Origin of the sequence: Yoonia rosea (genome assembly GCF_900156505.1) — a bacterium.
Taxonomy (GTDB): Bacteria; Pseudomonadota; Alphaproteobacteria; order Rhodobacterales; family Rhodobacteraceae; genus Yoonia; species Yoonia rosea.
This window is the reverse complement of sequence record NZ_FTPR01000001.1, coordinates 174,617-192,169: the sequence shown is the minus strand read 5'-3', so window position 1 is coordinate 192,169 and position 17,553 is coordinate 174,617. Positions and strand designations below refer to the sequence as shown.

Sequence of the window (17,553 nt, the reverse complement as noted above, 5' to 3'; positions counted from 1 at the left end):
TCGTCTAATGAAAAGGAAGCGACCATGGCTGATCATATCAAAATTCGTCCCGCGACGGGGACTTGGGTCGTGCGCGCAGCGGGTGCTGTAATTGGCGAAAGCACCAATGCGCTTGAACTTGTCGAAGGGGATTACCCGCCTGTAATCTATTTCCCCCGCGCTGATCTTGCGATGGCATTTCTTGAGCGCACAGACCTGAACTCGACCTGTCCCTACAAGGGTGAAGCCAGCTTCTTTACGATAGAAGCGAAAAGCGGGCCAATCGCCAATGCGGCGTGGTCGTATGAAAATCCAAAAGATTCCGTCGCCCAGATCAAAGAGCATCTGGCCTTCTATACCGACAAAGTGGCAGTCGAGCAGGTCTAGGAGTGTTCTTCGGCGGCTGTCTCTGACAAAGCACGGTTCATCGCGCGCAGAGCATCGACATGGAACAGACCCCCCCAAAGCTCTGGTGGGGCATCTTCGCCCCCCAAAGTGACCACAGGGATAAAACGGTGCCCACCGCCGTCAAACATGGGCATGGCCTGTTCCAGCGTCGCGTTCCCATCAATATAGACGCCATCGCGGATCATATCCCAGCAAGCGTCCTCTTCCGCCGCATTCGTGGCATCCATTTCACGCATGATTGAGGACACTTTGAAAGTCGCGAGCAAATAGGCCTGCGGCCCTGCCGCCAGATGCACGTTGCGCCGTTCAAGCTGTGTGAGAAAGAAAGAGCGGTCGATCAAACGCGACGATAGTGCCGAAGAGAGCGAGACAGCGACCATCACAGCCAGACCTGTCTGCCAGTCACCTGTCAGCTCGAACACGATCAACGTGGTCGATATTGGCGCACCGAGAACAGCGGCGGCGACGGCCCCCATACCCGCAAGCGCATAGAGCGTGCCGCTGCCAGACACATTGGGAAAGATCGCCGTTGCGATAATACCAAATGCAAGGCCGGTCAGCGCGCCCACCATGAGTGAGGGTGAAAACACCCCGCCCCCCATGCGCCCCCCCATTGTGATCGCCACGGCTACGACCTTGAGCACAGCAAAGACGATTGCTTCATGCCACAACAACTCGCCTGTCAGCGCCAAAGAGGTCGTCTCATAACCAACACCAATGATGTGCGGCCACCAGATGGCAAGCCCGCCCAAAAGTGCGCCCGCAATCGCGGGCCGCAGGTAGCGGGGAACGCCGGTTTCCTTTTGCAGGTAAGTGCCAAGATCTTCGGCCCAGAAAATCGCCTTGATCAATGCCACTGCAACAAACCCGCAGACCAGCCCGAGAATCAGAAAGGCAGGCAGTTCGACATAAAACGCCAGCGCGTTCTGGCCCGAGAGCGTAAATTCCGTCACATCTCCGAAAGTCAGACGGTTGATGACGGTCCCTGCGGCAGAGGCAATCACAATGGGGGCGAAAGCATGCACAGCAAAGTGCCGCAAGACAACTTCCAGCGCAAAGAGCGCCCCTGCAATGGGCGCGTTAAAGCTGGCCGAAACTGCGGCCGCAACAGCGCAGCCCAAAAGATCGCGCCCCGTGATGCCGTTGGCGTTGATCCAGCGACACACGGCTGTCGAAATAACCGCGGCAAGGTGGACCACCGGACCTTCTCGGCCGGACGAGCCGCCCGTTGAGAGGGTAATCATGGAAGCCGCTGCAGAAGCAAGGCCCCGCCGTACTTCGACGCGGCCTTCCGACAAGGCGGCACCCTCGATCACATCAGCCACCGAACGGACGCGGCCATCATCTGTGAAACGATCAAGGATCAGACCAACGATCAAGCCGCCGCAGATGGGAATAAGCAGGACCTGATACCATGCCAGCCCCGCGGCAAACGAATGCAGCGTCAAGACGTCATCGGTCCCATAGGCGGTGGTTTGAATTGCATAGATTCCAAGCCGGAACAGCACAGCAGCAAACCCTGCGGCAATTCCGATCGCGAGTGCGATAAACCAGAACTGGATTTGGTTGGGACCGTGGGTCTTCATGACCACTGCGGCATCTCTGCAAGTCGTCGCAACACCAGCAATCCCTTGCTCTAGCAACGCTCTGGCTGACTTCCCCATCAAGTTTGCTCTCTTGCCGGTGGCTTTGGCGGACATGCAACTTGCAGCCCTTGTGACATGGCCGCCCCTGCAGGTCTAAGTCATGCACTAAGGGCTTCCAAGCAGAAATTCAGGCGCGATTCGCAGTGATTGCCGGATTTGGCACTGCAAGATTGCAGCGATGAACGCTATCTTGCGAAAAACATTAAGCGGTTAGATTGCGCTGACATGCCGCACAAAATCTACCTGTGGATGAATTGTTCATCCAAAATACTATTTCTTACATCTTCCTGAAATACAGCATGAAATGTTCACAGCCTAGCAGCCAAGTATAAATATTCAGTTATTTTGATGCAATGTTGGCAATGAAGCAGAAGAAGTAGTGTCTGCGACAGCAGATAAGATTTGCAACCCTCGATAGTTAGGTCAGCAATGCTGATATACTTTGGGATAGGTTGCTCAGGCGTGTCAGTATGGTAACTTTATGTCAAGAGGTGTGTTTCGGCCTCGGACTGTGGTGAGTGAGAGAGTGCTTGCTCAGAACTATCGCAAAGCACTTTTTGGTATTTGAGGGCCGATTTAGGTCCTCGGAAAATGAACAATGTATGTCGCGGAGGTGAGTGGCCGAGACGTGCAAGTACGAGTGGGAATGGTAACCGGTGAATGTTCAGGGCGTCGCTTGATTGCGGCGCCCATTTCATTTTCAGGTATTAATCAGCGCGCGTGCAGCGTCCTTTGCCGCCTCTGTTACCTTGTCGCCTGACAACATTCTGGCAATTTCATCCACCCTTGCATCTGCGTCCAAAGGCACAACCGTCGAGCGGGTCATATCAGCGGTCTGTTGCTTTTCAACACGCCAGTGATGCCCACCAAGGGCGGCCACCTGGGGTGAGTGTGTCACCACGAGCACCTGCCCGTCTGCCGCAAGCTCTGCCAAGCGTCGCCCGACGGCATCAGCGGTTGCACCACCCACACCGCGATCAATTTCATCAAAGATCATCGTCAGCCCATTGGCGTCCTGTGTCAGGCATACCTTCAAGGCCAAAAGGAAACGGCTCAGCTCACCGCCCGAGGCAATCTTGTTCAACGGGCCGGCCGGCGCACCGGGGTTGGTGGCAACCGTAAAGGCCACTGTGTCGATCCCATCGGGGCCGGGTTGCTCTGCGTCTGTCATCAATGTGGCGAAAACCGCCCGTTCCATCTTGAGCGGTGCCAACTCCTTGGCCATTGCGGCATCAAGCTTCTCGGCAGCTGTCCGGCGTTTGGTGCGTAGCGTCTGTGCCGCATCATCATAGGCCGCCCTTGCCGCGCTCACCGCAGCCTTCTGCGCCGCAAGATCACGCGCGCCATCATCCAAGACCGCCAAACGGCCGCGCAATTCATCTGCAAAATCACTTAGGTCATCAGGCAGAACACCATGCTTGCGCGCAAGACCCCGGATGGCAAAGAGGCGCTCCTCCACCTCTTCCAATTCAGAGGTGTTGAAAGACAAGGCGTCCAGACAATCCGATACTTGCCGCTGCGCCTCATCCAATCCGATCATAACGCGCTCAAGCGCCTCAAGCGGCGCATCCAGCCGCCCCTCGGCATCGCCTGCCACACCTTGCAACCAGCGCGACGCATCACCAACCAGGCCTTCGGCGCCTTGCAGTCCCAGCGCCTCGGCCGCCTTTGCAATATCGGTGCGAATCTTTTCTGCGGCCTGCATCAGGCGGCGCTGGACATCAAGCGTTGCTTCCTCACCGGCCTCTGGGGCCAAGGCATCCAGCTCTGCCACAGCATGGCGCAGGAAATCCTCTTCCGCACGCGCCTCGGCGATTTTTGCTTCTGTGGCTTCCAGCCTGCGCAGTGCAGCAGAAAGCGCGCGCCAGCTGTCTCGCGTTGTGTCCAGAAAAGCGCCAAGGTCCGCGTAACTGTCGAGCATCTGGCGGTGACCGCGCGGGTTCAGCAAGCCGCGGTCATCGTGCTGTCCGTGCAATTCAACCAACGTCTCGGAAAGATTGCGCAGGACCTCGCCACTCACGCGGCGGTCGTTCACCCATGCTGTCTTGCGGCCGTCACGTGTGTTGATCCGGCGCAAGATCAGCTCGTCTTCTGCCGCAATCCCTGCCTGCTCCAGCACGGCATGCGCCGCATGACCTGCGGGTAGATCAAACCATGCTGTCACCTCGCCCTGGTCTGCCCCCTGCCTGACCAATTCGGCACGGCCACGCCAGCCCAACACAAAGCCCAAAGCATCAAGCAAGATGGATTTCCCCGCACCGGTTTCACCAGTCAGCACGTTCAAGCCCGGCTGAAACGCAAGTTCCAACCGGTCAATGATCAGCATGTCCCTGATGTCTAATCCGCGGAGCATGTCAGAGCCCAAAGGGCGGGGATGTCCCCGCGATGATTACAACCACTCACCAAGCAACACCTGCCGGTAAATCGAGGCCAGCCAGTTGTCGCCCGCAGCCTCAGCAGCCAGACCCCTGCCTGTGAGCAAAGCAAAACTGGATTCGTACCATTCGCTAGATTGGTAGTTATAGCCCAGAATCGCACCAGCGGTTTGTGCCTCTTCGACGAGGCCCAAAGACAGGTAGCTTTCCACCAGACGGTGCAGCGCCTCAGGCGTGTGGGTTGTGGTCTGGAAATCCTCAACCACCGTACGGAACCGGTTGGCGGCAGCAACATAGTGGCCACGCTTGAGGTAGAAACGCCCGATCTCCATCTCTTTGGCGGCAAGGTGATCGAAAGCAAGATCGAACTTGAGCACTGATGTGCGTGCGTACTCACTGTCTGGATACTGCTCGATCACGCGGCGCAGGGACTGCAAGGCCTGAAAGGTCAGACCCTGATCGCGACCGACTTCATCAATCTGATCATAATATGAGAGTGCCAAAAGATAGGCCGCATAGGCGGCATCTTCTTCGGCGGGATAGAAATCCAGATAGCGCTGCGCCGAGGCGCGGCTGTTCGGGTAGTCTTCATCGCGATGATAGGCAAAGGCCTGCATGATCAGCGCACGCTCTGCGAATTCCGAATAGGGGTAAAGCCGTTCAATTTCGCCAAATGTAAAGGCTGCATTATCCGGATTGCCGTTCTCGATCTGCCGCTCACCGCGTTCAAAAATCTCTTGTGCGCTGAGGCTATCCAGCGGTTCACCGCTTGTTTCGGTGCTACAGGCCACCAAAACGGCCAAGCTGACGGCGGCGCCAACGCGAAACACCCAACGGCTGGCGGTGCCCTTCTTGACTGACATTTTCGCGTCCTCACTCACACAATGGCTGCTTGACCTGCGGAGTAGCCCCGCGTCGTTTCGCCTTGGTCTAACATAGAAAAATCGGGTGCAAAATGCCTTTTGACAGCACTGGTGATCAACTGTCGGTGCGGGGTAGGATTTAGGCGACTGCGTCCAGATCAGCCAAACTGACGCCCACGCCTGGCAAACGGGCCGCGATCTGCACATCACAGGTCACAAAACGCCATGCGTCGGGTTGCTCAAACAAGGCATGCAACAGCTTGTTCGTCATCGCATGACCTGCACGCGCACCTGTGTAGCGCCCAAGGATCGGCGCACCCGCGGTGTAGAGATCGCCCAAGGCATCAAGCATCTTGTGGCGCACAGCCTCATCGGCGTGGCGCAGACCACCGGGAGTCAGTACCTTGTCGCCATCAACAACCACCGCATTTTCGTAGGTGCCGCCCAAGGCAAGCCCATTTGCGCGCATGGCATCAACATCAGCCGCGCGGCAGAATGTCCGGCTATCGCAAAGTTCGCGGACAAAAGCCCCATTGGCCATATTCAATGTCTTGTGTTGACGGCCAATCGCGGCATCGGCAAAGGCAATTTCAAAATCGATCTGCAGCGTGGTGGAGGGCGACAGCTTTGCGCATGCCTCACCATCACTCACTTCGACGTCACGTAGAATCTCAATCGCCTTTAATGGTGCTGACAAGCGCACCAGACCCGCCGCCACGATCCCGCGCACAAAGCTGGCCGCGCTGCCGTCAAGGATTGGCACTTCTGGTCCATCAATGTCGATCAGCACGTTATGCACACCGCAACCGGCAAGTGCCGCCATAAGGTGTTCAATCGTCGAAACGATCGCACCGGTGTCATTGCTGAGACGTGTATTCAGCGGCGAGACAATCACATTGCGAAAATCGGCAGGCAGCTTGGGCTGGCCCGCAATATCGGTCCGGCGGAAAACGATACCTGTGTTGGCCGCTGCGGGTTTGAGAACGACACGCACAGCTTCGCCCGAGTGCAAACCAGTACCCTCAAAAACAACGTCAGATGTCAGTGTCGTTTGCACGCCTGTTTCGCCCTTGCAGCAATTTTTCTGTCCTTCACAATTATGGTGCGAGGTCACATCACTCAACTCACTCTTTGCGACGGACTGAAACACTTGTGTTACAAACGATCGCGATTTGAATGTTGCCCGCATAAGCCCTTGGCAAAGATACAAAAAAGGCCGCACGAGGGCGGCCTTCTTATCAACGTTGACGTAACATCAACGCAACATGAGCGCTGCGCTTAGTTTGCCTGACGGCGCAAGAATGCAGGAATTTCGATCTTATCCTGCTCCTCATTGTGCTCTGGTTCCTCGCGAAGCGCGGTAACCTGTGGCTGCGCACGTGCTGGTTGACGCGGCGCAGCCTCGGCCTGTGCACCCGTCATGCGATTGATCAAAGAGTTGATCCCGAAGCGCGGTTTATCGGCTTCCGTCGTTGCAGATGCGGGCGCGGATGTCCGCTGCTGTGGGACCGCGCCACCACTATTGGGAACGCGGTTTACAGCGGCCTGCAGGCGGGCAAGCGCCTCGGGTGAAGGTGTTCCCGGCGCCGCTGCTGCACGTGGTGCAACAAAGTTGTCGGCTTCGGTCATTTCCGGCTCTTGGCGCGGCGTGTATGCAGGCGGCGGCAGATCATCGGCAACGGCCCGTGGCTGTGGTGCCGGTTGAGAGGCCGCCGCTGGTTGTTCCTGCACCGGCGCAGGAGCTTCGAATTCCTCGAAAAGCGTCCGCTCTTGCGCGACAGGTTCGGCAACGGTTGCGGCCGGCACTTCGTGCAGTGTCTCTTCAACATGCGCAGCAACTTCAGCAACAGGAGCAAGCGGAGCCGCCATCGAACGACGTGGCACAGGTGTCACTGTCGTCTTGGCCAGCGCGTCAATACCTGTGGCAACAACAGACACACGCATCCGGCCTTCCATGCTTGGATCAAGTGTCGAACCGACGATAATGTTCGCATCGCCATCAACCTTTTCGCGGATCTTGTTGGCGGCTTCGTCCAGTTCAAAGAGCGTCAGGTCATAGCCACCTGTGATATTGATCAACACACCCTTTGCACCTTCCAGCGAAATCTCATCCAGAAGCGGGTTCGCGATGGCCTTTTCGGCGGCTTGAATGGCACGGTTTTCGCCTTCGGCTTCGCCGGTACCCATCATCGCCTTGCCCATCTCGTCCATGACAGCGCGCACATCGGCGAAATCAAGGTTGATCAGGCCCGGACGGACCATCAGGTCGGTCACGCCTTTGACACCTTGGTAAAGCACGTCATCGGCCAGCGCGAAAGCTTCGGTAAATGTGGTGTTTTCATTCGCCAGACGGAAAAGGTTCTGGTTCGGAATGATAATCAGCGTGTCGACAACTTTCTGAAGGGCTTCAACGCCTTCTTCAGCCTGCTTCATGCGCTTTGCACCTTCGAACTGGAAGGGCTTGGTCACAACACCGACGGTCAGAACGCCCAGTTCACGCGCAGCTTGCGCGATGATCGGTGCCGCACCGGTTCCGGTACCGCCGCCCATGCCTGCGGTGATGAAACACATGTGCGCGCCCGCGAGGTGATCAACAATCTGTTCGATGCTCTCTTCGGCAGCGGCTGCACCGACGGATGCACGGGCCCCTGCGCCCAGTCCTTCAGTGACCTTCAGACCCATCTGGATTTTCGCAGTGGCACGCGACTGCTGCAGTGCTTGCGCGTCGGTATTGGCGACAACGAATTCAGTGCCATCGAGCTGTTGCTCGATCATGTTGTTCACGGCGTTGCCGCCCGCGCCACCAACACCAAACACAGTAATCCGTGGTTTCAGTTCGTCGTGTCCCGGAAGGGAGAGGTTCAATGTCATAACGCGATCCGCCTGTTTTAAAATTGCCCGTGCCCGCGGGCCATTACTGCTTATTGGGACTCATAATAACCAAGTGATGCCGAAAGGTCACGACAAAAACACAAAATCGCCACCAAATCTGGACAAAAATCTTGGCTTTACCGCCGGATTTCGGCCCATGGGCAATATCTTGCGCATTACCAGTTATCTTTAAACCATTTAACCGCTCTTTTGAGCGATCTCGCGGGATAATTTTCTGTCGGAATCTCGAAATCCCACCATTCGTCTTGCGGATTGGCTGCAAAGAGCGTGAGCCCGACAGCGCTGGAAAACGCGGGGCCAATGGCGGCTTGTGGCAAACCCTGCACGCGCAGCGGACGCCCCAAACGGACCTGTTGACCCAGAATTTTGCTGGCCAATCCATCAAGCCCCGGAATCTGGCTGCCGCCACCAGTCAACACGATCTGCTGGCCCGGCAGATGCTCAAAACCCGCCGCGTCCAGACGCTCGCGGACTTCTTCCAGAATTTCTTCGACACGGGGGCGCATAATGCCGATCAATTCGGCGCGGCTGACCGTGCGGCGGTCATGTTCCCAGTCGCCGGTGTCACCACCGATCTCGATCATTTCACGGTCATCCATGCCGGTCGCCACAACGCCACCATAAAATGTCTTGATCCGTTCCGCTGTTGCCGCAGGGATTTGCAGACCCATCGAGATATCAGAGGTCACGTGATCACCGCCCATCCGCACGCTATCGGCAAAGATCATATGCTTCTTCATAAAGACCGAGATACCGGTCGACCCACCGCCCAGATCAATACAAGCCGCACCCAGTTCCTGCTCGTCCTCGACCAAAGACGACATGCCCGAGACATAAGCCGAAGAGGCAAGCCCCGCGAGTTCGAGATCACAGCGCTTGATGCAGTAAAACAGATTGTGGATCGCGGTCGCGTCCACAGTCAGCATATGCATATCGGTTTTCAACTGGTTACCGATCTGCCCACGCGGATCGGCCAGACCGGAGCGGTGATCCAAAGCAAAGTTCACCGGCTGTGCATGCAACACTTCGCGGTCTGCGCCGTAGTCCGGCACATCACAGGACGCCATGACCTGACTGATATCCTGTTCGGTGACCATCCCGCCGCTGACATCGAGTGTACCATCAAGCCCGTAAGACCGCGGACGTGCGCCTGACAAACAGGCAATCACGTGATCCACCCGGACATTCGCCATTTTCTGCGCCGCCTGTACCGCCGTACGGATCGCGCGCTCGGTTTCCTGCATCGCGTCGATCTCGCCAAAGCGCACACCGCGCGACCTTGTGGTTGCGGCACCGATCACGCGAAACTGCGATTGCCCCGCAAGTGAGCCGACACCGTCGCTGCTGCGAAACTGCTCTGGCCCGTCAAACCGCAGCACCAGGCAGGCGATTTTGGAAGTGCCCACATCCAGAATGGCCACGACGCCCCGCTGCATCGCCGCCTTACGCATTTGCCGCATTGCCCGTTGGCTGTCGTAGAGATCGCCCATTTAGTTACCTGCCTCATTTGTGCTTATTGTTGTTGTACTCCGGCGCAGGGCCTCTGCGGCCTCTTCGTTCATCCGGAGTGTGGGTCTGTTGGTATTGCGCATGTCCACAACGGCAACATCGCGGCTCAGCATGTCCTGCGCATCATTCAGCGCGATCACGCGATCCAGCGCAGCAACAGGATTCTCGCTGGGCAGAAGGATCCGCTGATCACGGTCCAGCACCATATCCCAGCGCCGCTCGCCCATGCGGACAAGTCCGCGTACACGGTCAATTAAAGGGCCCGCCGCCGCAAAGAGGCGCAGCGCCTCGGCGATGTTGTCTTCGGCCCCATCCCCTGCAATCAGCGGCAGATCAAGACGGTCAGCGCGTGCGGCAATCTCGCCGGATTGCACACCATCGGCATCAATCAACCGCAATAAAGTGCCATCGCGCCAAAGCGCGACCGGGACACGCGGGGTGAGCCGCACATCCAGCGCACCTCCCTGCCCCACGCGAACAGAGGCCGATTTGATCGGATCCAGCGCTTCGATGTCAGTCCTGATTTTTTCGAGGTCGAGATCAAAGGACGACACGGGGAAATCAGAGGGCAGCAGCGCGGCCACTTCTGTCAGCACTGACAAATCACCGCCGATCACATTCATGCTTTGCACCATGAATTGCGGGCGTTCCTGAAAGCTCTGTTTTGTTTCTTCAATTGTTTTAGCTAGCGCTGCACGGTTTTCGAGTTTGGAATACCAAGAGCCCGCAATGATCACGATTAGCAGGATCGGCACACCGATCCGCACGGTCCCGCGAAACCCAGGGGTCAGCATCATCCGCTGATAACGGTACCCCATACGCGACGGCGCAGGATCGCGCGGCAGCGCAGCGGGAGAAGTACGGCGGATCAGCGATCGCATGACGCGTCCTCCACCAACCAGCGGCAAAACTGCGGGAATGATATACCCACATGGGCGGCCTGCTCGGGCGTCAGAGACGTGGGGGTCATCCCTGGCTGGGTGTTTGTTTCCAGCAGGATCAGCCCGTCAATTCCACGGGTTTCATCCCAGCGGAAATCGGTCCGGCTGACACCGCGACAGCCCAACGCCTGATGCGCGCGTAGGGCGTATTCCATGCAGGCATCGAAAATCTCGGCGGGCACTTTGGCCGGCAGTTCGTGCCGCGATCCGCCGGGCGCATATTTGGCGTGATAGTCATACCAACCGTCGGTGATGATATCGGTGACCGTCAGCGCACGGTCGCCCATCACTGTCGTGGTCAACTCACGGCCCGGCGCAAACGCCTCGACCATCACCCGTTCGGGCATATCATCGGACAGTTGCGGCGGGCCATTTGCGGCTTCATCCACGATGTATATGCCGACACTGGAGCCTTCGTTATAGGGCTTCACCACATAGGGCGGCGGCATGACATGGGCCGCGCGCACGGCATCGGCGGATGCCAGAACACTATCCACAACCGGCAGACCGACCTTGCGGTAGACATCTTTGGTGCGCTGCTTATCCAATGTCAGTGCAGAGGCCAGAATACCCGAATGTGTGTAAGGAATTCTCAGCCATTCCAGAACGCCCTGTATCGCGCCGTCCTCGCCCCAGCGCCCATGGAGCGCATTAAAGACAACATCGGGTGCGATCTCGATCAAACGCGCAGCGACGTCGGGGCCGGCATCGACCTCCATCACGTCACATTCTGCTTCCCGTAAAGCCGCTGCACATTCACGGCCCGAGCTGAGCGACACTTCGCGTTCAGCCGATGGGCCACCCATCAGGACAACAACTTTCGGGTTTGTCCTGCTCGACATACCCTACCGCCTTAAACGCAGGTCTTTTGCGACCTGTCATATTGATTTGATCCTTGCCTCGGATCGCGGCCTTTTTGGCCAGTTATTTTGCGGTGTCTGCGCCCAAACGATCACCGACCCGCATGATTTCCCATTGTAGCGTGATCCCTTGGGAATCGTAAACCTTTTTCCGCACCAATTCGCCCAAATCCTCAAGGTCGGCGGCGGTCGCATCACCTGCGTTCGTCAGAAAGTTGGAATGCTTGGTATTCATCACCGCCCCGCCCAGCTGCGCGCCGCGCATGCCCGCGTTATCAATCACTTTCCAAGCCTTGAGATCATGCACGTCATCAGCCCGCCCGGTTGAGGAAAAACCTGCAGGATTGCGGAATGTTGACCCCGCCGTGCGGTCTTTGGTCGGTTGGGTTTCGTCGCGCTTAACCAGTTGCTCGGTCATTCGCTGATGCAGATCAGCAGGCGCGCCTTTGGGCGGTGTCAGTATGGCCGAGACGATTACGGCACCCTCGGGCAGAGCGCTTTGACGATAGGCGGGTTCCAGCGCATCGACCGACATTTCGGTGACCGTCCCGTCGCGCAGCACCATCTGCACCGCGCGCAGCACATCAGCCATATAACTGCCGTAGCAGCCCGCGTTCATGCGCACCGCACCGCCGATTGTGCCGGGGATCGTGCGCAGGAACGTCAGATCGAAACCTGCATCGGCCGCCTTGCGCGCCACATGCGCATCAAGCGCCGCCGCCCCTGCGATTACAGTATCATCGCTGATCTCGATTGCGTTAAAGCCGCGCCCCATGCGGATCACGACGCCACTGATCCCGCCATCGCGCACGATCAGATTACTGCCGACACCCATTGGGAAAACAGGAACGGCAGGATCAAGTGCCGCCAGAAAATCGGACAGATCCTGCACATCGGCGGGCTGAAACAGCACCTCGGCAGGACCGCCTACGCGCATCCATGTCAAATCAGCCAGCGGGCGATTGGCCGTCAATGTGCCCCGCACCTCAGGGAGTGTGATCATCCTCTGCTCTCTCTTGTTTCGCTCGCCCGACCAGAGCGCCAACCACGCCGCCAAGCCCTGCAGGCGCGCTGATGCCGATCAGGAGTGCGGCATAAAGCAGTCCATCCCAAGTTCCTAGTGCGGCGATGCCAGAAAGCATGCCAACCGTGAAGAGGACCCAGACAATCCAGTAGATCTTGATGCCGGTGAAGAGGTGGCGCCTCGCCAACCAGTAGTTGCCAAAACCCGTGGCAAGAAAGATGGAAAATGGGATTCCGTATGCCATATAATCACCAAAAGTCATGGCCTTGGCCCTTTTTCATCAACACCGCCGGCCAATTCGGCATGTGTCGCCTCTTCTGGTCTAGCCTGATTTGCTCTGGCCCATCCAACAAGGCCGCCGATCAATCCGCCCACCGCCGAAGGTGCACTGACAAAAAGCAGCAGAAAAATATAAAGAAGCACATCCCATCCTCCGGTGATGCTCAATTGATAAGACATGAGCGCTGTAAATCCCGCCCAAAGGAAGGTCATCGCGGCCAGTGCCATCTTGCTTTGGCGCAAGCCTGCCAGATAGGTCAGACCCAGCGGGATCAAAAAGCTGCCACACCCGATCCAGATCAATGCAATTTCTTCGCCACCCATGATTCTGCTCCATTTATGAACGATGTTCAATTCATAAGCGAATTGTGAACAATGTTCAATACCTGTTAGAAGCACATGTAAATTTTTTTGCGAGAGCGCAACCGTCGTCTAGGGCCGACGGTCATCCCGACGCCGCAGCAACCAGCCCAGAAGCGCCCCTGCCAAAGCGCCGAGAAGCGCGGGGACACAGGCCAGCATGGCGACAGTTATGGCAAGCACCGGATCAACGCCAAATGGGCGGCCGCTCGCGTAGATTGCAATGACCAGCACAGCACCGATGGCTGACACGATACTCAGTGACAGACCGGATTGCCCCGCCCGCATAAACCGTGTCAACGCGGCGAAAGGGATCATCGCGCAGAGCAGCATAAGAAGGAAAATCCACAGATCTGTCACTCAGGACCTCGCAATGGTGTTCTTGATCCAGCGCCACAGATAGTAAACCGGCCAGCGCAGCACGAGGCCGCCAACCACCAATCCAAGCAAACCAATGACAAACCCGTGCTGGATTGTAATCCAAACCAGAAGCGGCACGCCGATTGCCAGCAGCACGTAAGCCCGCCGCCAATGATTGTCGTTTGAGGGAAATGCCGACATAGCAAATGCCAGCACGACCCAAAGCCCGATCAGAATAAACGGGTCTGTCACGTTTTGAGACGGGCCGGCAAGGCATTCGCCCAAGTGCTGATCGTCCCTGCCCCGAGGCAGACAACCATATCACCCGGCCCTGCCTGCTCGCGCACCAGTCGTTCCAGATCATCTTCGCTTTCCACCACGCGCGCGTGGCGGTGACCGTGGCGGATCAGACCGGCAACAAGATCACGGTGGCTCGCGCCTTCAATCGGGGCTTCGCCTGCCGAAAAGACTTCGGCGATCCCTACAACATCGGCATCGTTGAAGCAGGCGCAGAATTCGTCAAAGTGATGCGACAGGCGGGTAAAGCGATGCGGCTGATGCACCGCAATCACGCGGCCTTCGGTGGCCTGACGCGCAGCTTTCAACACAGCGGCGATTTCAACAGGGTGGTGACCGTAATCATCAATGATTGTCACGCCATTCACTTCGCCCACTTTGGTAAAGCGGCGGTTCACGCCCTTGAACCCTTTCAGCGCCGCACGAATTTCCTCTTTCTTCATGCCAAGATGACGGGCGACCGCCACAGCCGACAACGCGTTCGACACATTATGGTCACCCGGCATTGGCAATTCGCAATCCTCGATCAGCGCACCTTCGGCCTGAAGCGCGATATCGAAATGTGCCACGCCTGCCTGATACGTCAGGTTCACTGCACGGATATCGGCCTGTGCGTTAAAACCATAGGTAATTACACGCCGGTCAGTAATCTTGCCGACAAGCGATTGCACATCGGCATCGTCCGTGCAGCATACCGCCAGCCCATAAAACGGAATATTCGAGACAAAGTCGTAAAAGCCCTTGTGCAGCGCCTCTTCGGTGCCCCAATGTTCCATATGCTCGGGGTCGATATTGGTGACAATCGCGATGGTCGCGGGCAAACGGTTGAATGTCCCGTCGCTCTCGTCGGCCTCAACCACCATCCACTCGCCCTGCCCCATACGTGCGTTCGAGCCATAGGCATGGATAATGCCGCCATTGATGACTGTCGGATCAATCCCGCCCTCATCCAAAAGTGCCGCAACCATGGTGGTGGTCGTCGTCTTGCCATGGGTTCCGGCAACCGCGACGTTCGATTTGAGGCGCATCAATTCAGCCAGCATTTCGGCGCGGCGCACCACAGGTAGCCCTTTGGCACGGGCCTCATCCAGCTCGGGATTACCTGGTTTGATGGCAGAGGAAATGACAACCACTTCCGCGCCTTCAAGATTATCCGCACGCTGACCTTCAAAGATGATCGCACCCAGTGACTTCAGCCGGTCCGTAATCTTCGATGCCTTCAGATCAGACCCCTGAACCGTATAGCCGTGGTTCAGCAAGACCTCGGCAATGCCGGACATCCCGATCCCGCCAATGCCCACAAAATGGATCGGGCCCACATCAAGTGGCAGTTTGGTTGCAGCGCTCATCACAGGGTTCCCATCCATTATTTCTTTCCCGCCTCTGCCAGATTTTCAACCAATTGTACAAGCCGCGTCGTGGCGTCCGGCACACCACAGGCCAGTGCCTTTTGAGCCATTTGCAGCATGCCAATCTCATCGGACAACAGCTCGGTCAGCTTAGCCGTCAAAGCCGCCACCTCGAATTCCGCCTCAGGCATCAGCACCGCCGCCCCCGCCTCGACAAGCTGGCGCGCATTTGCGGTCTGCTCATCACGGATTGCACCGGCATAGGGCACCCAGATCGCGGGGCGGCCAATGATGCTGACATCCGCAACGGTTGAAGCCCCCGAGCGGGAAATCACCAGTTGTGCATCCGCCATCCGGCGCGGCACATCCTCAAAAAATGTCTGGACCTGCGCTGAAATCAACTCGGCCTCGTAATAGGCAGAGACGCGCTCAAGATCCTCGGGGCGGGCCTGATGGCTGACCCGGATATTGCGGCGGATGTGTTCCGGCAAGGCTGTGATGGCAGGCGGGACGATGTCCGACATGACACGGGCCCCCTGCGACCCCCCCATGACAAGGATCGACATGGGGTAATCACCCGGTGGAATATAGGGCGAACCGGTATGTTCCAAAATCGCTGCCCGCACAGGATTACCCGTGTGCACACCCTCCACCGCACCTGGCAATTCGGTCGGCCATGTGCCACAGGCGATCTGGTTGACCCGTTTGGCAAAAAGCTGGTTCACGCGGCCCAAGACACCATTTTGTTCGTGGATCATGCGCGGGACACGCAGCGCCCAGGCCGCCGTCATCGCGGGAATCGCAGGATAACCACCAAAGCCGACCACGACAGCGGGCCGGTCCCGGAGCATCCGCCATTTCGCTGCGGCGATGCCGCCCACAATACGCAACGGCACCACCAGCTTTTGCATGATCCCGCCACGGGCGAAGGTCGCGCTACCGACGACATTGACCTCGACCGCATCGGGGAAACCACCCGTGTACCGCGCGCCGCGCGCATCAGTGGACAGATGCACACACCAGCCTTTTTCAAGCATCGCTTCAGCGAGGGCCTGTGCCGGAAACATATGCCCGCCCGTGCCACCAGCGGCAATGATCAGAAGCGGCGCCATCAGCGGTTCGCCCTGCGCATCAGAATATCAGCCATCTCACCCTGCGGCCTGCTGCGCGTGAACGCCAAGAGCATCCCGACAGCAATGCCGCCCGCGATCAGCGAAGAGCCGCCATAGGATACGAAAGGCAGGGTCATCCCCTTGGCAGGCAATAAGCGCACAGCAACGCCCATGTTGATCATCGCCTGCACCCCGAAGATGCAAACCAGCCCCGTGCCCGCAAGACGGATAAACACGTCGCGCTCTTTCATCAGCCGCAGCAAAGAGCGCACCACAATCACAGCGTAAAGCGCAATAATCACCAAAACGCAGATCAACCCGTATTCCTCGGCAGCGACCGCGATAATGAAATCGGTATGCGCATCAGGCAGCGACCATTTCACTTGGCCCTCGCCAACACCGACGCCAAAAAATCCACCCTCGCGGATCGCATTTGTGGCGTAACCCAACTGCGTATTGGGATCGAGGTCAGGCGATAGAAAGCCGTCGATACGACGGGCAAAGTGCTCGGAATAGGAATAGGCGACCGTTCCACCAAACACGACCAGACCGGCCAGAATGATCAGAAAAAACATTGACGCACCGGCCACGAAATACATCACCCCCCAGGCAAAGAGGATCAAAGCGGCCTGCCCGAAATCGGGCTGCAGTGCCAACATCAAAACAATCATAATCGTCAGCACAAAAGAATAGGCCTTGCCGGGCGGTCCACCCAATTGCTGGGACGCCGCCAAAAGCCACGCCGCCATCACCACAAAACCGGGTTTGAGAAACTCGGACGGCTGCACCGACGCAAAGCCCAGTGAATACCAACGGGTTGCGCCCTTGCCGAAATCGGTCCCAAAGACCGGCAAAAAGGCCAAAGCCACAAACGCACACAGGAACCCCAAGACCGCCAGACGCCGCACCAGCGTGGGCGACATCATCGACACGATAAACATGACGATCATCGCCATCCCGCCAAAAATGGCCTGTCGGGTGACGTAGTGAAATGGCTCAAGCCCGTTTCGGTCAGCCAACGGCGGCGATGAGGCGAGGCCCAGCAACAACCCGATCCCGAAAAGGATCAGGATGCAGGACATTGTCCATTTATCAATCGTCCGCCACCATCGGGGCAGAACCGGGTCGCCGGATTGCACCGGGACCGTCCCATAGACCATTTCCGTCATGGATCACCGCTCATTTGCCTACATCGCCCGTTTGCCGGGTCTGCTGTCACCTTAACCGTCAATTGACCACGATTCCACTGAAAAACCGCCCCCTGCCACTTTCCATGTCCGATCAAACTTCCGCCGGAGG

Annotated in this window: 17 protein-coding genes; 1 reads left to right on the top strand and 16 read right to left on the bottom strand. The window is 57.7% G+C overall.

Annotated features, from left to right (window positions below; genetic code table 11):
* Nucleotides 1-24: 24 nt before the first annotated feature.
* A complete protein-coding gene (locus B0B09_RS00915; protein WP_076657975.1) occupies nucleotides 25-366 on the top strand; it encodes a DUF427 domain-containing protein in 342 nt (113 codons plus the stop codon).
* On the opposite strand, the gene B0B09_RS00910 is transcribed toward B0B09_RS00915, so the two are convergent.
* The 16 genes from B0B09_RS00910 to ftsW all read right to left on the bottom strand — a co-directional run bounded on the left by B0B09_RS00910 (nucleotide 363) and on the right by ftsW (nucleotide 17,423).
* Nucleotides 363-1,973, bottom strand: coding sequence for a chloride channel protein (locus tag B0B09_RS00910; RefSeq protein WP_242654313.1), 1,611 nt, complete (start codon nucleotides 1,971-1,973; stop codon nucleotides 363-365). The two genes, B0B09_RS00915 and B0B09_RS00910, sit on opposite strands and share 4 nt — an antisense overlap.
* A gap of 760 nt (nucleotides 1,974-2,733) precedes the next feature.
* Nucleotides 2,734-4,386 carry a DNA repair protein RecN gene (recN, locus tag B0B09_RS00905; RefSeq protein ID WP_076657973.1) on the bottom strand — a complete coding sequence of 551 codons (1,653 nt, stop codon included), beginning with the start codon at nucleotides 4,384-4,386 and terminating at the stop codon, nucleotides 2,734-2,736.
* 36 nt (nucleotides 4,387-4,422) lie between these two features.
* A complete protein-coding gene (locus B0B09_RS00900; protein WP_076657972.1) occupies nucleotides 4,423-5,271 on the bottom strand; it encodes an outer membrane protein assembly factor BamD in 849 nt (282 codons plus the stop codon).
* Between the two features lie 139 nt (nucleotides 5,272-5,410).
* On the bottom strand, nucleotides 5,411-6,328 hold the full coding sequence (lpxC, locus tag B0B09_RS00895; protein ID WP_076659717.1) for a UDP-3-O-acyl-N-acetylglucosamine deacetylase: 918 nt from the start codon (nucleotides 6,326-6,328) through the stop codon (nucleotides 5,411-5,413).
* Nucleotides 6,329-6,549: 221 nt separating this feature from the next.
* A complete protein-coding gene (ftsZ, locus tag B0B09_RS00890) occupies nucleotides 6,550-8,142 on the bottom strand; it encodes a cell division protein FtsZ (protein WP_055292066.1) in 1,593 nt (530 codons plus the stop codon).
* A 176-nt stretch (nucleotides 8,143-8,318) separates the two neighbouring features.
* Nucleotides 8,319-9,653, bottom strand: coding sequence for a cell division protein FtsA (ftsA, locus tag B0B09_RS00885; RefSeq protein ID WP_055292064.1), 1,335 nt, complete (start codon nucleotides 9,651-9,653; stop codon nucleotides 8,319-8,321).
* A complete protein-coding gene (locus B0B09_RS00880) occupies nucleotides 9,654-10,553 on the bottom strand; it encodes a cell division protein FtsQ/DivIB (RefSeq protein ID WP_076657971.1) in 900 nt (299 codons plus the stop codon).
* A complete protein-coding gene (locus tag B0B09_RS00875) occupies nucleotides 10,541-11,419 on the bottom strand; it encodes a D-alanine--D-alanine ligase (RefSeq protein ID WP_242654383.1) in 879 nt (292 codons plus the stop codon). Before B0B09_RS00875 ends, B0B09_RS00880 begins: the two co-directional genes overlap by 13 nt.
* Before the next feature lie 118 nt (nucleotides 11,420-11,537).
* On the bottom strand, nucleotides 11,538-12,476 hold the full coding sequence (gene murB, locus B0B09_RS00870; RefSeq protein ID WP_076657969.1) for a UDP-N-acetylmuramate dehydrogenase: 939 nt from the start codon (nucleotides 12,474-12,476) through the stop codon (nucleotides 11,538-11,540).
* Nucleotides 12,460-12,759 carry a hypothetical protein gene (locus B0B09_RS00865; RefSeq protein ID WP_076657968.1) on the bottom strand — a complete coding sequence of 100 codons (300 nt, stop codon included), beginning with the start codon at nucleotides 12,757-12,759 and terminating at the stop codon, nucleotides 12,460-12,462. Before B0B09_RS00865 ends, murB begins: the two co-directional genes overlap by 17 nt.
* Nucleotides 12,756-13,100, bottom strand: a complete 345-nt coding sequence (locus tag B0B09_RS00860) for a hypothetical protein (RefSeq protein ID WP_076657967.1) — start codon at nucleotides 13,098-13,100, stop codon at nucleotides 12,756-12,758. The genes B0B09_RS00865 and B0B09_RS00860 overlap by 4 nt, the downstream gene beginning before the upstream one ends.
* 108 nt (nucleotides 13,101-13,208) lie before the next feature.
* A complete protein-coding gene (locus B0B09_RS00855) occupies nucleotides 13,209-13,496 on the bottom strand; it encodes a hypothetical protein (RefSeq protein ID WP_055292054.1) in 288 nt (95 codons plus the stop codon).
* Nucleotides 13,497-13,748, bottom strand: coding sequence for a DUF2484 family protein (locus B0B09_RS00850; RefSeq protein ID WP_076657966.1), 252 nt, complete (start codon nucleotides 13,746-13,748; stop codon nucleotides 13,497-13,499).
* Complete coding sequence (gene murC / locus B0B09_RS00845; protein ID WP_207552123.1) at nucleotides 13,745-15,142, bottom strand: UDP-N-acetylmuramate--L-alanine ligase; 1,398 nt, start codon at nucleotides 15,140-15,142, stop codon at nucleotides 13,745-13,747. The genes B0B09_RS00850 and murC overlap by 4 nt, the downstream gene beginning before the upstream one ends.
* 17 nt (nucleotides 15,143-15,159) lie before the next feature.
* Nucleotides 15,160-16,257 (bottom strand): UDP-N-acetylglucosamine--N-acetylmuramyl-(pentapeptide) pyrophosphoryl-undecaprenol N-acetylglucosamine transferase, encoded by a 1,098-nt coding sequence (locus B0B09_RS00840; protein ID WP_076657964.1) that lies wholly within the window; start codon nucleotides 16,255-16,257, stop codon nucleotides 15,160-15,162.
* Nucleotides 16,254-17,423 carry a putative lipid II flippase FtsW gene (gene ftsW, locus B0B09_RS00835; protein WP_076657963.1) on the bottom strand — a complete coding sequence of 390 codons (1,170 nt, stop codon included), beginning with the start codon at nucleotides 17,421-17,423 and terminating at the stop codon, nucleotides 16,254-16,256. The genes B0B09_RS00840 and ftsW overlap by 4 nt, the downstream gene beginning before the upstream one ends.
* Between the last annotated feature and the right edge of the window lie 130 nt (nucleotides 17,424-17,553).

Bases quoted from the DNA above. Each gene is read 5' to 3' on its own strand.
- recN (WP_076657973.1), bottom strand. From the start codon at position 4,386: ATGCTCCGCGGATTAGACATCAGGGACATGCTGATCATTGACCGGTTG.
- ftsZ (WP_055292066.1), bottom strand. From the start codon at position 8,142: ATGACATTGAACCTCTCCCTTCCGGGACACGACGAACTGAAACCACGG.
- murB (WP_076657969.1), bottom strand. From the start codon at position 12,476: ATGATCACACTCCCTGAGGTGCGGGGCACATTGACGGCCAATCGCCCG.
- B0B09_RS00900 (WP_076657972.1), bottom strand. From the start codon at position 5,271: ATGTCAGTCAAGAAGGGCACCGCCAGCCGTTGGGTGTTTCGCGTTGGC.
- B0B09_RS00880 (WP_076657971.1), bottom strand. From the start codon at position 10,553: ATGCGATCGCTGATCCGCCGTACTTCTCCCGCTGCGCTGCCGCGCGAT.
- murC (WP_207552123.1), bottom strand. From the start codon at position 15,142: ATGAGCGCTGCAACCAAACTGCCACTTGATGTGGGCCCGATCCATTTT.
- ftsW (WP_076657963.1), bottom strand. From the start codon at position 17,423: ATGACGGAAATGGTCTATGGGACGGTCCCGGTGCAATCCGGCGACCCG.
- B0B09_RS00915 (WP_076657975.1), top strand. From the start codon at position 25: ATGGCTGATCATATCAAAATTCGTCCCGCGACGGGGACTTGGGTCGTG.
- B0B09_RS00910 (WP_242654313.1), bottom strand. From the start codon at position 1,973: ATGAAGACCCACGGTCCCAACCAAATCCAGTTCTGGTTTATCGCACTC.
- B0B09_RS00860 (WP_076657967.1), bottom strand. From the start codon at position 13,100: ATGGGTGGCGAAGAAATTGCATTGATCTGGATCGGGTGTGGCAGCTTT.
- B0B09_RS00865 (WP_076657968.1), bottom strand. From the start codon at position 12,759: ATGACTTTTGGTGATTATATGGCATACGGAATCCCATTTTCCATCTTT.
- B0B09_RS00875 (WP_242654383.1), bottom strand. From the start codon at position 11,419: ATGGGTGGCCCATCGGCTGAACGCGAAGTGTCGCTCAGCTCGGGCCGT.
- ftsA (WP_055292064.1), bottom strand. From the start codon at position 9,653: ATGGGCGATCTCTACGACAGCCAACGGGCAATGCGGCAAATGCGTAAG.